Source organism: Phytohabitans maris (genome assembly GCF_031085175.1).
In the GTDB taxonomy this organism is placed as follows: domain Bacteria; phylum Actinomycetota; class Actinomycetes; order Mycobacteriales; family Micromonosporaceae; genus Phytohabitans; species Phytohabitans maris.
The window spans coordinates 41,161-55,212 of record NZ_JAVHUY010000044.1 but is presented as its reverse complement, the minus strand read 5'-3'; the positions used below and the strand labels follow the sequence as shown (position 1 = coordinate 55,212).

The 14,052-nt window shown below is 70.8% G+C and carries 11 protein-coding genes; 2 read left to right on the top strand and 9 right to left on the bottom strand.

The window, feature by feature from the left end; translation table 11 throughout:
- Positions 1–306: 306 nt before the first annotated feature.
- On the top strand, positions 307–1,458 hold the full coding sequence (locus RB614_RS34375; protein ID WP_308716877.1) for a GumC domain-containing protein: 1,152 nt from the start codon (positions 307–309) through the stop codon (positions 1,456–1,458).
- Complete coding sequence (locus tag RB614_RS34370; protein ID WP_308716876.1) at positions 1,455–2,852, top strand: O-antigen ligase family protein; 1,398 nt, start codon at positions 1,455–1,457, stop codon at positions 2,850–2,852. The genes RB614_RS34375 and RB614_RS34370 overlap by 4 nt, the downstream gene beginning before the upstream one ends.
- A 116-nt stretch (positions 2,853–2,968) precedes the next feature.
- Here RB614_RS34370 and RB614_RS34365 read toward each other — a convergent pair whose 3' ends face one another.
- From RB614_RS34365 to RB614_RS34325, 9 genes are all read right to left on the bottom strand, one after another.
- Complete coding sequence (locus tag RB614_RS34365) at positions 2,969–3,781, bottom strand: alpha/beta hydrolase (protein WP_308716875.1); 813 nt, start codon at positions 3,779–3,781, stop codon at positions 2,969–2,971.
- A gap of 48 nt (positions 3,782–3,829) precedes the next feature.
- The gene (locus tag RB614_RS34360) at positions 3,830–4,111 is read right to left on the bottom strand and encodes a hypothetical protein (RefSeq protein ID WP_308716874.1); all 282 of its coding nucleotides are present in this window, start codon (positions 4,109–4,111) and stop codon (positions 3,830–3,832) included.
- A gap of 7 nt (positions 4,112–4,118) precedes the next feature.
- On the bottom strand, positions 4,119–5,276 hold the full coding sequence (locus RB614_RS34355) for a glycoside hydrolase family 113 (protein WP_308716873.1): 1,158 nt from the start codon (positions 5,274–5,276) through the stop codon (positions 4,119–4,121).
- Positions 5,273–6,808 (bottom strand): glycosyltransferase family 2 protein, encoded by a 1,536-nt coding sequence (locus RB614_RS34350; protein ID WP_308716872.1) that lies wholly within the window; start codon positions 6,806–6,808, stop codon positions 5,273–5,275. Before RB614_RS34350 ends, RB614_RS34355 begins: the two co-directional genes overlap by 4 nt.
- Positions 6,805–8,388: a glycosyltransferase family 39 protein gene (locus RB614_RS34345; RefSeq protein ID WP_308716871.1), complete on the bottom strand. Its 1,584-nt coding sequence runs from the start codon at positions 8,386–8,388 to the stop codon at positions 6,805–6,807. Before RB614_RS34345 ends, RB614_RS34350 begins: the two co-directional genes overlap by 4 nt.
- A 47-nt stretch (positions 8,389–8,435) precedes the next feature.
- Positions 8,436–8,981, bottom strand: a complete 546-nt coding sequence (locus RB614_RS34340; protein ID WP_308716870.1) for a hypothetical protein — start codon at positions 8,979–8,981, stop codon at positions 8,436–8,438.
- Positions 8,978–11,083 (bottom strand): galactose oxidase early set domain-containing protein, encoded by a 2,106-nt coding sequence (locus RB614_RS34335; RefSeq protein WP_308716869.1) that lies wholly within the window; start codon positions 11,081–11,083, stop codon positions 8,978–8,980. The genes RB614_RS34340 and RB614_RS34335 overlap by 4 nt, the downstream gene beginning before the upstream one ends.
- Positions 11,084–11,165: 82 nt before the next feature.
- Positions 11,166–12,029 (bottom strand): sigma-70 family RNA polymerase sigma factor, encoded by an 864-nt coding sequence (locus tag RB614_RS34330; RefSeq protein WP_308716868.1) that lies wholly within the window; start codon positions 12,027–12,029, stop codon positions 11,166–11,168.
- 36 nt (positions 12,030–12,065) lie between these two features.
- The gene (locus tag RB614_RS34325; protein WP_308716867.1) at positions 12,066–13,856 is read right to left on the bottom strand and encodes a 3-hydroxyacyl-CoA dehydrogenase family protein; all 1,791 of its coding nucleotides are present in this window, start codon (positions 13,854–13,856) and stop codon (positions 12,066–12,068) included.
- Positions 13,857–14,052: the final 196 nt, after the last annotated feature.

Sequence of the window (14,052 nt, the reverse complement as noted above, 5' to 3'; positions counted from 1 at the left end):
CGGTGCGTGACGATCCCACAGGCACGCGAACCCGATGCGCATCGAGGTCCTTCCGGCTCTTGGTAGCTTGTCGCTGACGTATAACGATGACTCGCCGGCTGGGCGTGTCGCCGCAATTCTGCCGGGCGCGTCGGGTACCACAATCCTCCGTCGGGTTTGCGACAATGCCTGCCCGTGAGCTGGGATCCCCCGCGCTCAGTAGCCCGATTCCGATCCATTCAGCGCCGTTCCTCGGCTTTTGGTGGCGTTGCCAGGCTCGGGTAGGCAGGTCACACTCTTCATGGACGCGGGCCGTGGAAGGATCACATGGATCTCTGGGATGTCACAAAGGTGTTGTGGCGCCACAAATGGGTGGCGCTGCCGCTTCTGGTGTTGACCCTGGTCATGGCCTATTTCGTCTCCTCCAGCGTCAAGCCGGACTACAAGACGACCGGGCACGTGACCCTGCTGCCGCCCAGCGAGCAGCCGGCCGTCGACCCGAAGAAGGCGCAGAGCCCGCAGACGGTCAGCCCGTGGAATGTCTACTCGCTCGCCGACGCGCTCGTGATCTACTCGGCGCGCGCCGACATCAAGCGCGAGCTCCAAGGCGAGGGCCTCTCCGAGGAGTGGGTCGCCTCGATCGGCGGCACGCAGCTGCCCATCGTCGAGATCGAGGTCGTGGCCAGCTCCGAGCAGCTCGCCAAGGCGACGCTCGCCCGGCTGATCGACGCGCTCACCGCCCAGCTGGAGCGGCTCCAGTCGCCGTACGGTGTGGAGGGCGGCGAGGCGATCACGCTCGAGGCGCTCGACTCCGGGCAAAACATCCAGGTCGTCACCTCCAACGTCAAGCGCACGCTCATCGTCGTCACGGCGATCGGGCTCGTGATCACGCTTTCGGTCGTCCTCCTGCTGGACGCCCTCCTGCGCCGCCGCGAGGTGCGCCGGCGGGCCGGTGCGGCCGGCACGTCCGGTTCGGCCTCGGTGCCCGCCCGGCGTTACCCGCCCACCCAGCCCGAGTCCGGCGACACCCAGATCATCCCGGGCAAGCCGGTGCGAGTGTCCAAAGTGGCTCGCGCGCGGGCCGGGGTCGGCTGGCCGGACGGCGAGGGCGCGCCCGGCACCAACGGCAATGGCAACGGCCGTAACGGAAACGGCAGCAAGGGCCGCGTGGTGCAGAGCAAGGCGGCCGCCCCGCCGCCCGGCAAGCCCGGGGAGAACGGCTCCGGCCACCGCCCCACCGGTGACGACGTCGAGCAGACGATCGTGATCAGCGGGATCGGCAACTGGAGCCGCCGCGAGTCCGGCCAGCAGCAGCCGGAGCAGGACGGCGAGGCCAAGGCCGGCAGCCAATCGTCCGACTCCGGCGCTATGCCGGTCTCCGAAGACGCCACCACGGTCCTCCCGCTCGGCCGCCTGCGGTGGATGACACCCGACCGTGACGACGGGCAGCGGCCACCGCCGTCAGCGACGCCGAATTGACCGTCAGCACCGTCGACCTCGATCCGTCGCTGGTCGACACCGGGACATACACGTCGCGGCAGCGGCGGCACCTGATCGACGTCAGCTTCCTGATCAGCCTGCTGGCGCTGCTCGCCCTGATGCTGCCGGCCGGTCTGGTGCTGCCCCAGTTCAGTGACCTGGGGCGGCCGGCGACCCTGATGGGCCTCGCGCTCTTCGTCGTGTGGGTGCTGGCCCGGGCCCACCCCCGGCTCGCGACGCGGGGACCGCAGCCGATGCGGTGGGCGGTCGCGGCATACCTGACCAGCTTCATGATCTCGTACGCGGCCGGGCTCTACCGCTCGATGCCGTCGATCGAGGCCAGCGGCGCCGACCGGGCGATGCTCGCCTGCCTCGCGTTCCTCGGCCCGATGGTCGCGTTCGCCGATGGGGTGCCCAACCGACAGCGGCTCGACAGCGTCCTGCAGACGATGGTCTTCGCGGCCAGCGGCATGGCGTTCATCGGCATCCTGCAAGCTACGCTCGGCATCGACCTTACGGCGTACATCAAGGTGCCCGGCCTGGCCAACCTCAGCGACTACGGCGGCGGCATCCCTGAGTCCGGATCGAGCCGCTCGGGCGTGGCGAGCACGGCCGCGCACTACATCGAGTTCGGCGCGCTGATGGCGATGATCCTGCCGTTCGGCGTGCACATGGCGCGGTTCGCCGAAAAGGGCATCGCGCGGCAGGCCAGCGCCGTCGCCACCGTGCTGATCCTCGCCGCCATCCCGATGACCGTCTCCCGCACCGGCACGCTCGCGCTGCTGGTCACGCTCGTCGTGATGATCCCCTTCTGGAACTGGCGGATGCGCTACAACCTCGGGCTGCCGTTCCTCGCGCTGATGGGGGCGCTCGCGGTGGTCCGGCCGGGGCTGCTCGGGTCGATCACCGGGCTCTTCTCCAACTGGGGCAACGACCCGAGCGTCCAGGGCCGCAAGGACGACTACGAGATCGTCGGCTACTTCTTCAGTCAGCGACCGTGGTTCGGCCGCGGGCAGGGCACGTTCATCCCGAGCGTCTACACGTTCCTCGACAACCAGTGGCTGGGCCATGTGGTCAGCGGCGGCCTCGTCGGCGTGGCCACCCTCGCCGGCCTGCACCTGACCGCGATCATCCTGGCGATCATGGCGTTCCGCCGCTCCAAGGCACCCGCCGACCGCCACCTGTGCGGCTGCCTGATCACCGTGCAGATCGTGGCGATCGTGGTGGAAGGCACGTTCGACGCGCTCTCGTTCACGACGTTCGTGGCGGTCCTCTCGGTCGTGACCGGCTGCTCCGCCGCCCTGTGGCGGCTGCTGCACCCGTCACGCCAGGTGCGCACCCAGGGCCCCGGCGCCGTCCAGCACGACCCGACCGCCACCCCCACCAACATCTGAGGGCGTAAAGACAAAAGCTTTGGGCTACCGCGACGCCCGCCGTGGTCCAGACCGTCGCGCGGGGCCCCCGCGCAAACGGTCCGCGGCTGGCGGGGGCCGGGCACATCTTTCTGAATCTAGGTGTCGCCGCGGCGCTGGGGTGGGCCGGCCACCGGAACGTCGGCGAAGGCGGCTACCGTGCGGTCGGCGTAGGCGCTGGCGTCGCCGGACTCCATCGGGCCGTCCCATGTGGACGGTAGTGGGGTGGGCACGCGCGGGGCGACCCGGGCGACGATCTCGTCCAGCACCCGCTCGGCGTCGCCCACCCAGAGGTGCTTGGCGCCGTCGACGCCGATCACCTCGGCCTGCGGGATCGCGGCGAACCGCTGGCGGGCTTCCTCGGGCCGCAGGTAGTCGTCGAGCTCCGGGACCAGCGCGGTGACCGGTTTGCCGGACTCCGCCCAGACCGCCAGGTCGTCCTCGTTCGCGAAGCGGAGCGGCGGGGAGAGCAGGATCGCGCCGGCGATCGCCGGGTCGCAGCCGTACTTGAGCACCAGGTCGGTGCCGAACGACCAGCCGACCAGCCACAGGTTGGGCAGCCCGGCGAACTCCGCGTGCTCGATCGCGGCCGCCACGTCGTAGCGCTCGCCGACCGCCTTGTCGAACTCCCCCTCGCTGGTGCCCCGGACGCTGCTCGTGCCCCGCGTGTTGAACCGCAGCACCGCCAGCCCGGCCAGCGCGGGCAGCCGCCACGCCGCCTTGCGGAAGAGGTGGCTGTCCATCATGCCGCCGTGGGTGGGCAGCGGGTGCACGCAGATCAGCGTGCCGACCGGGTCGCGGTCGGCCGGGAGGGCCAGCTCGCCGACCAGCTTGAGACCGTCTGCGGTGTGCAGTTCGATGTCCTCCCGCCGGCCGGGCAGGATCGAGTTGGCGCGGATCTTCTCACTCACGGCCCAAGTCTTTCACCGAGGCCGGGGCGCGGCACCCGGGTCGCGCTTTTAGCGGCGCCGCTCACGCGCCCGCCAGCAGCCGGCGTGCCAGTGCCGGCGGTCGCTCTCGTCGCCGCGCCCGTCGGCCGGCCAGGCCACCACGTGCGGGGTACCGGGGCGGATCTCCTGGTTGCAGCCGGGGCACCGGTACGTCTTGGTGGATGCCCCGCCGGGGATCGTGCGCACCGCCCAGTCGCCGTCGCTCCACTGCTGCACCCGCTGTACGCCCTGCCGGGCGCGTTCCAGGTCGAGCGGCGGGACGTCGTCCCGGTCGGGGTTGCGGCGGGGCATGGCGGGCTCAGCCGGCTCGCTTGGCGTCCTTGGCGAAGCAGCGGGCGATGTTTTGCTCGCCCGGCCGGCCCAGGAAGTCCATCGGGGACTCGCTCGACGGCTTCGCCTTCGGGTCGGTGTCGAGGTTGATCATCCAGAAGTAGATGCCGCCGAGGTCGCGCTCGCGCATCACCTGGCAGGCGGTGTCGAACCAGCGCTGCTGGATCTCCGGCTTGAGTGTGCCCTTGGCCCGCGGCGACCACGGCTCCTTGTACGCGCCGGAGCGAGCGCCGATCGCCACCTCGGCCAGCACCAGGTCGGAGAGCTTGCCGCTGCCCCGGGCCTCGTCGAGCCAGTCGTTCCACCCCTCGACGAGCCGGCTCACCGACGCGGTGTCGCCCACCTCCAGCGGCGGGTACGCGTCGACGGAGAGCGTGATGCCCGGCGCGGGACCGTCTTCGCGGAGCCGGTCGTAGTTGGCGCTGTAGTCGATCTCGCCGCTGTAGACCGCCTTGACGCCGGTCGCGACCGTACGCCAGCCGGTCGTGCTGCTCTCCATCGAGTTGAGCTCGGTGCCGACCACGAACGTCGCCGCCTTCGCGGCCTCGGCCACCTTCGCGTACTCGACCAGCATGTCCCGGTACGAGGCGAACCACTTCGTCCGGTTTTCCGGCTTGATCGAGCCGCGCCACATGTCGGGGTCGTCGTCGGTCAGGTTGCGCTCGTTGAGCATCGGGCGGACGGCGGTGCGCAGCCCGCGCTTGTTGGCCTCGTCGAGCACGACCTCCAAGCGGGACGGCGACGGGGTGATCGGGTGGTCCATCCGCACCGCGTCGGCGTACGCCGAGTCCATCACGAACGAGAACGAGATGGAGACCGAGTTGGCGCCGAGCGCGACCACGTGGTCGAAGACCTTTTGCGCCTTGGCCCGCACGATCTGGTCGGTGTCGTCGCCGTTGTTCTCCCAGTAGACCGCGATGCCGTACTGCCGCATGCCCGGCTGCCACGGCTGGCGCACCTGGGCCACCACCGGCCCGGCCGACGCGCTCGCCCCGGGCTGCCCGCCGCCGGCCTGGGGCGGCCCCTGGGAGAGGCGGGACAGCGGGTCACCCTCGCCGGAGGAGCAGCCGGCGGCGAGCAGCACCGCCAGGGCGGCGGCGCAGCGGGCGGCGACGGTGGCTCTCATATCGGCTTGGCGATGACGACGAACTGCTGCTGGCCGCCGCGCAGGTAGCGGATCAGGCCGCGGAGGGCACCGATCCCCTCCATCAGCGAGAAGATCGGGACGAGCAGGACCACGGCTATCCCTTCCCACCACCGGTACTTGGCGCGGCGGGAGACGCTCACGTTGATGCGCAGCCCTTCGGAGTAGAGCCAGATCGCGTACGCCATGTTGAGCGCCCAGATCGGCAGCACGAGCAGCGTGATCGGCACGGTGTCGAACGAGCCGAGCAGCCAGCCCAGCAGCAGGATCGGGCCGAGGTGCTGCAACGGGCTGACCACCCAGGTGAACGTCGAGTATCCGATGTAGAGCCGGTCGCGCAGCGGGATGCGGTCGTCGAGCGAGAGCCCGATCAGCCCCCAGGCCCACCGCTCCCGCTGCCGGAAGAAGTCGCGCACGGTGGCCGGCGAGGCGCCGTAGCAGCGGCCGGCGAACCAGGCGCTGCGCCCGGGGTACCGGCGGCTGAAGATCAGCGAGAACTGGGCGTCTTCGACGATCGCCTCCGGCCCGAAGTCCCAGCCGATCTCGGCCTCCACCGAGGCGCGGACCAGCAGCAGCTCGCCGTGCACGCCGGCCAGCGGGTGACCGCCGCCGGTGAACGCCGAGTAGACCGTGACGTCGGCGATCGGCCGGCTGGCGTCGGCGAGCCAGGTGAGCCGGTTGCGGGCGTGCTCGCGCGGGTAGGTCAGGATGCCCTGGGCCAGGTGGCACGCCTTGTCGCCGAGGTCGCGCTGCTGCTCGATGAGGCGGGCCAGCGCGATCGCCGTATCCAGGCCGACGCCGGTGTCGTCGTCCATGTGCAGCACCCAGACGTCGTCGCGGTCTTCGTGCTGGGCGATGCGCAGCTCGTGTGCGTAGTTGTTGGCCCGCGACTTGAACTTGGTGCGGTTGACCGTGTGGTAGCTCTGCGGCACCGTGACGATCCGGATGTACCGGCTGATCTCGCCCAGCTTGTGGATCTTTTCCGCCGCCTCGCAGCCCTCTTCGATTACCACGTCGACGCGGAGCTTGGGAAAGCACTCCGGCAGGTACGTGATGTACGAGTGGACGACCCGGTCGAGTGCCGGATAGGTGTCGTGGCGGCCGATCGTCGGCACGACGACCACGAGCCGGTCCTTGCTCCGGATGATCTGGTCGTCGGCCGCGGTGAGCCGGTCTCGGCGCAGCCGGCGGCGGGTGACGAGCGCGCCCACGATGCCGATGACCGTGCCGATCACCGGGTAGGTCCAGACGACGGTCACCACCGCGCCGAGCGGCCCGGTCGACTTGACGCTCAGCCAGAGCGTGACGCCGAGGACGGCGACGAACCACGCGACGAGCGGCCACAGCCGCGGCAGCCAGCTGGCGTGACGCTGCGCCATGGTGGTGCCACGGGATGTGATCGGTATGCGCACGGCGGGCATCACGTGCGTCTCGCCGGGATGGCGCTGCCGCGGGATGATCTGGGTCCGCTCACCCGGCTCGTCGCGGCTCGAGGCAGCGACGTGTGTCGTCACACAGGGTCCTTCCGGGTCAACAACGCGACGGTGTAGCCGGTTGTCCACCAGCTGTCCGCGACATCATAACGTTCCTTAAGGACGTCCTTCTTGCCTCCGTCGAGGTCGTCCAGTGGATCTCCGTACTCGCCGAGGCGCAGCACCCACACCCGCCGCGTCGCGCCCAGCCGGCTCGCCACGTCCTGGTGCTCGCTGGCCACCATCCAGCCGTCGGTGCGCATCGGGCGGTCGACGAGCAGATCGGTCGGGCGCCGGTTTTCCGGCAGGTAATGCGCGATCACGTCGCGGTTGAGCGCGCCCGGGCCGCGGTCCGTCAGGCCGTACACGATGCCGTCGCCGGGCTGGTAGTCGCGCTCGATCAGCGCCACGACCGCCTTCGTGTCCTGGTACCGGAACGAGGGCTCGCGCACCGCGACCTGGCCGGGCAGGGAGAGCGCGGCGAGGGCCGCGAGCGTGGCGACCGCCGCGATCAGCCCGCGCTTGGCCAGCAGCAGCCCGATGAGGACCGCCCAGCCGACGATCGTGTAGAGCACGTACCGCTGGAGCCAGATGTGCGTGACCGACCCGAGGAGCATGAGCAGGGCCACGGGTACGGCGGCGAGGCTGGCGGCCATGACGGCGCCCCGCTCGCGGGAGACCGCGGCCGCGCCGAGGGCGATGACCGCGCCCCCGATGAGGGCGCCGCCGAAGAAGTCGGTGCCGAACGCCTCGATCTGGTGCAGGTCGGTGAGGGGGATCCAGCTGATCTGGGTGCCCTGCTGCCGCCGCCCGATCAGGATGATCGGGATGAGTGGGACCAACCCGGCCAGCGCGCTCGGTGTCCAGCGCCACAGCAGCTTTCGCCGGTGGATGGCGACGGCGAGGCCGTGCGCCGCGAGTATCAGCAGCGAGACGATGTGCATCGCGCCGAGCGCCATCACCGCGGCCGCGTAGGCGAGGGCGATGCCGAGCGTGAAGCCCTCCATCAGGCGCAGGAGCAGCAGCGTGGCCACCGCCGCGGCGAGCACGGCGAACGCGTACGGCCGGGCCTCCTGCCCGTATCGCGTGGTTATCGGCAGGATCGCGAAGGCGAGACCGCCGAGCAGGCCGATGCGGGGCGAGCCGAGGCGGTTGCCGATCAGCCCGACGACCGCGGCGGCGGCCGCCATGGCCAAAGTGGACGGAAGGCGCAGTGCGAGGTCGGAGTCGCCGAAAACGGTCGTCCAGGCGCGGATCAGGACATAGTACGGACCGATCGTCGCGTCGGTGCCGTCGAGCTGGCGCCACAGCTCCGCCCACGAAACGGTGGTGTTGCCCCACGTCGCCAGCTCGTCGGCCCACAGGCCCGGCCCGGTCAGCCCGATGACGCACAGCGCGAACGCGGCCAGAGCCGGTGCGCCCCAAGCGATCCGACGCTGCCACGCCGCCCGCCGCTGCTTGCGCTCGGCCTCTTCCTCGGTCGGCGACTTCGGCAGCAGGATCGTCGCGTCCGCCGCGGCCGTCTCGGGAACGAGCACCTCGCCGACGCGGCGCGGCAGCGGGATGTGCACTTCCCCGTTGGGCGTCGCCACCGGAAGCTGCGAGCGAGCGGCCCTACTCATCGAAGCAGGATAGACCGGCGTGTCCACAAGCGAACCCCCGAATTCGGTCAATCCCCGTCGCCACACGCGGTCCCGTCGCCGTTGCGGTCGAGGCCGTGCCGGTCGCGCCCACCGGTGATCTTAAGGGGTCCGAATCCCCGCTCTCGAAGCCAACCGCACTTGTCGGTCACGCCCGCCGGAAACTCCCACGGCACGCAAACATCGCGATCGCCGTACGCGTGGTCGCAACCGTCCGTACCCTCCTCGATCTCGACGCCGGCGGTGGGTGACGGCAGCGGCGCGCGGGGTTTGGCGCCCGGCTGCTCCGCGAAGGGCTGCACGTACGGCGGCGGTGGCTCGACTGCACCGGCCGGCTGCCGCTGGCCGCTTTCCCGCTCCGGCTCGGTGGCACCGCCGAGCTCCTGCTCGGGCTCGTCGGCCGGCGCCGCGACCGGCCGGCCGTCGAACCAGAGGATGTCGGTCTCGCTCCCGCCGGCCACGACCAGGCCGCCGAGCCCGAGCAGGAGCGCCACGGCCACCGCCACGATCCCGTAGCGCTGGCGGCGACTGCGGGCCCTCAGCCAGGTGGTGAGGGCCCCGTACCAGCGGCTCATCCGAGCTTGACCCACTTGGCGGTCGACGGGACGCCGCTGGCGTTGTGCACGAAGAGCATGTACCACCCGGGCGGGGCCAGGTTGGGGTTGCTCGTCACGTTCAGGTCGATGGTGTTGGTGTTGCGGACCGTCATCGGCAGCTCGACGAAGCGCTGGTTGGGGTCGGACGAGTGGGTGACGGCTGCCGGGCGGATCAGCGACGCCCGGGTCACCGCGGAGTTCACGGTGATCCGCTGGGTGCTGCCGTACGCCCAGTTGGTGCTGGCCACGGTCTGGATCGCCGGCCGCGCGCCCTTGAAGAGGTACGGCGGCGAGTAGATCGAGATGCGCGTGTCGAACGAGCCGTTGCCGGGGTTGTCGCCGACCGCCATGACCCGCCCGTCGGGGAGCAGGAACGCCGAGGAGTGGTAGGTCCGCGGCACCGGGTCGGTCGCCATGCCGGTGCGGAACTTGTTGGTCTGCGGGTCGAAGATGGAGGCCTCGAAGACCGGGTCGGCCCGGTTGTGCAGCGCGCCGCCGGTCTCGAAGACCGTGCCGTCCGGCAGCAGCACCAGCGAGACGTACATCTTGCCCTGGTCGCCGGTCTGCGGCGCGCCACCGGTCAGCGTGCCCTGCGGGATCAGCGGACCCGCCTGGTAGCGCGGGCTCGCCGCCTTGAGGTCGACGAGGTCGGTGAGCCGGTGGGCGGTCGCGCCGGCGTCGCCGTTGCCGCCGCCGACGGTCCACACCCGCTGCGCCTGCGCCGGCGGGAGCAGCACGCTCATCGACTGGTCGCGCTCGTCCTTGCGCTGCAGGCCGGGTACGTCGGTGATGGTGCCGTTGCCGTAGTTGTAGATGGACGCCCCGCTGCCGGGCAGGCCGACGCCGAACGTGTGGCTGCCGGTGTAGAAGAGCCGGCCGTCCTGCATCAGGACCATCGCCGGGTAGAGCCCCCACCACGCCCAGGTCTGCTTCGTCTCGTCCTGGCGCAGCCAGCGCCCCTCGGACGCCTTGAAGTAGTCGGTGGTGGTGCTGCCCGTGGAGTCTTCGCCGAGGCCGCCGAGCGAGAGGACGTCGCCGTTGCCGAGGACCGTCGCCGACGGGTACCAGTGGCCGACGAGCATGTCGTTGGTGCGGGTGTACTTGTTGGTGGCCGGGTCGAAGATGTACGAGTTCTTCAGGCCCTTGTAGCCCACCTTGCCGTCGGCGGTCGGGTAGTCCTTGTTGCCGCCCATCACCAGCACCCTGCCGTCGCGCAGCTGCACGTGGCCGGCGCAGAAGAGGTCGACCGGCGTGGCGACGTTGGTGAAGGCGCCGGTCGCCGGGTCGTACACGGCGGTCTTGAACGTGCCGGCGGCGAACGCGTTGGGGTCGTTGCCGGAACCGGCGACGAGCAGCACCTTGCCGTTGTGCAGCATCACGGCGTGGATGCCGCGCACCGTCGACTGGTACGGCATCACCTGCCACTTGCCTTTGGTGCAGCCGGCGGCGTCGGTGCAGCCGCTCGGCGTGGGCGCCGGCGCGCTCGCGTCGACCATCGAGTAGTCGTCGGTGGTGAGCGTGCCGAGGGCGTAGATGCTGACGCCCCAGGTGATCTGGTCGGTGTTCGCCGGGATCGGCGGCGTGCGCACGACCTTCTGCTGCCAGGTGCTGGTGGCCGGGAGCGTCGCCGGGTCCATCCAGTACTGCCAGCCGAGCGCGGTGTCGTGGCGGAAGAGCGTGACGGCGTTGGCCGCGGTCGTCGACTTGTAGTAGACGGAAAGGTCGTACTGGCGACCGGGCGTGACACGAGGAGCACACTCCGCGTTTTCCAGCATCATCGCCTTGCGGTCGCCGGAGACGAGCCGGGTGATGCTGACCCGCATGGCCTTGGTGCCGCTGCGCGCGTCGTTGGTGACACCCATCGTGAACGTGTTGTCACCGTGCCCCGACCGCTCCCAGCAGGTCGGGAAACCGTTGCCGTCAACCGTTTCCAGCCCCGGATTGGGCACCAGGTTGGCGGCGGCCTGCGCCGGTGCGGCGGCGACGAGACCGGCGGTCAACAGGAGCGCGAGGGCGAGCAGCCGGCCGAGTCCACGGCGGAGCTCCGGGCTGAACATCGGAACGGCTTTTGCGGGAGGCACAGCGTCTCCTGTCGATCCGGTCTATCTGGGCCGTCCCGCAGGGTACCGGTGATCGCCGCCCCGGCCAATACGGCTTTGTCCGTCACTGAACGAGTGGCGAGATGTCCAGCCTGGCAAGGCGATCCGGGTCCACGAGAATGTCCAATGCGGTCACCTTGCCGCCACGGATAGTGAACGCCATGACCGACCTGAGCCGCTCCCCGTCGCTCGCGATCAGACCCGGTACGCCGTTGACAAGCGCTAGCTTGGCGCTGCGCGCGAGCCGTCCGAAGGCGATTGCGGTGCTGGCGAGCGCGTTGGCGCCGTGTACCACCGGACCCGCGTCGGGTCGGGCGACCACGTCGGGGTCGAGCACGGCGAGGAGCCCCTCCAGATCGCCGCCACGGGCCGCGGTGAGAAACGCCTCAACCACCGCGCGCTGGCTCGCCAGGTCGCCGTCGGAGATGGGCTCGGCGCCGCGTACCCGCCGCCGGGCCCGGCTGGCGAGCTGCTTGGCCGCGGCCGGCGAGCGGCCGAGGATCGGCCCGATCTCCTCGAACGGCACCGCGAACGTGTCGTGGAGCACGAACGCCAGGCGCTCGGCGGGCGCCAGGTGCTCCAGCACGACCAGCAGTGCCAGCCCCACCGAGTCGGCGAGAATCGCCTCCTGCTCCGGGTCCGGCCCGTCCGCCCGACTGATGATCGGCTCAGGCACGTGCACGCCCAGCGGCTCCTCCCGCCGCGCCTTGCGGGCCCGGAGCATGTCCAGGCAGACCCGCCCCACCACGGTGGTCAGCCAGCCGCCGAGGTTGGCGACGTCGCTCGTGTCGGCGCGGGTCAGCTTGAGCCACGCCTCCTGCACCGCGTCGTCCGCTTCGCTGAGCGAGCCGAGCATCCGGTACGCCACCGCGCGCAGGTGACCGCGGTGCGCCTCGAAGCGCTCGGCCATCCAGTCGTACTCGTTCATGACCTCATGACGAGACGGGGCGGGAAAACGTAACAGCTACCGCGAGGTGTGGTCGCGGAAGCCGCGGCCGGCCTTGCGGCCGAGGTAGCCGGCGGTGACGAGGTGCTCCAGCAGCGGCGCCGGCGCGAAGCCCGGCTCGCGCAGCTCCAGGTACAGCTCGCGCTGGATGGCCAGCGACACGTCCAGCCCCACCACGTCGAGCAGCTCGAACGGCCCCATCGGGTAGCCGCACCCCAGCTTCATCGCGTTGTCGATGTCGTCGGCCGTGGAGTAGCTCGCCTCCAGCATCCGGACCGCGTCGTTGAGGTACGGGAACAGCAGCGCGTTCACCACGAACCCGGCCCGGTCGGCGCAGACCACGCCAGTCTTGCCGAGCGCCGCGACCACCGCGCGGGCGGTGGCGAGCGCCCGCGCCGACGTACGGATCGTGTGCACCACCTCGACCAGCGACATGGCCGGCGCCGGGTTGAAGAAGTGCAGCCCCACCACGTCGGCCGGCCGCTGCGTGGCCATCGCGCACTGGATGACCGGCAGCGACGAGGTGGTGGTCGCCAGCACCACGCCGGGCTTGCAGATCTCGTCCAGCGCGGCGAAGAGCGCCTGCTTCACGCTCAGCTCCTCGACCACCGCCTCGACCACCAGGTCGGCGTCGGCGAGATGTTCGAGGGTGGCCGACCAGCTGACCCGGCCCAGCGCCGCGTCCCGTTCCTCCTCGGTCAGCCTGCCCCGCACCACGCCCTTGTCGAGCGAGCGCTTGACCGCCTCGCAGACCCGCGCCGACTTCTCCGCGCCGCGGGTGACGGAGACGACCTCGTAGCCGGCCTTCGCGAACACCTCGATGATGCCGGTGGCCATGGTCCCGGACCCCACGACGCCGACCGTCGCGATCCCCCGCGCGCCGTCGGCGGCCGCCGACTCCGTCGCGGTCGGCGTCTCTTCATCGGGTACGAGTACCGGCGAACCCGGCTTTTCGTAGGTGTAGAAGCCACGGCCGGACTTCCGGCCCAGCAGCCCCGCCGTGACCATCTGCTTGACGAGCGGCGCGGGGGCGTGCCGCCGGTCCCGCCCACCCCGGCGGTACATGGTGTCGAGGATCTCGTACGCCGTGTCCAGGCCGATCAGGTCCATCAGCGCCAGCGGCCCCATCGGCAGCCCGCAGCCGAGCTTCATCGCGGCGTCGATGTCCTCCCGGCTGGCGTACCGGGCCTCGTACATGGTGACCGCGTGGTTGAGGTATCCGAACAGCAGCGCGTTGGCGATGAACCCGGCCCGGTCGTTGATGGTCACGTCCACCTTGCCGAGGCGCGCGCAGAGCGCCTCGACGTCGGCCACTACCTCGGGTGCCGTCACGACCGTGCGCACCACCTCGACCAGCCTCATGATGGGCGCCGGGTTGAAGAAGTGGATGCCGATGACCTGGTTGGGCCGTTGGGTGGCCACGGAGATCTCGGTGACGCTCAGCGAGGAGGTGTTGGTGGCGAGGATCGCGGTGGGCTTGCAGACCCGGTCGAGCTCGGCGAAGAGCCGCCGCTTGAGGTCGAGCTGCTCGGGCACCGCCTCGATCACCAGATCGGCGTCGCGCAGCGCGCCCAGCCCCACCTCGAAGCTGATCCGCGAGAGCAGCGCGTCGCGGTCGGCGGGGTCCAGCTTTCCCTTGGCGACGGCCCGGTCGGTCGACCCGACGAGCGTCGAGCGCCCCCGCTCCAGGGCCGCGTCGCTCACCTCGACCGCGAGAACGTCGATCCCGTTGCGGGCGAAGACCTCCACGATCCCCGCGCCCATCGTGCCCAGCCCGACCACGCCCACGGTGCTGATCTCACGCGCCACAGCGGCCTCCCTAACGGTCGCTAAGGTTATGCGCGCGAGTCTGCCACGTTACGGGCGCTCCACCCCCACCCGTGGGATATCTCACCACCAACCCACCACTCCCGCTTCGGGGTTGCCCCGCCCCCACCCCCAAGCGGATACTTGGCTACGCGAGTTCCCATGAGTCCAGAGGGGGCTCCCACGGGATCTCGCCCTC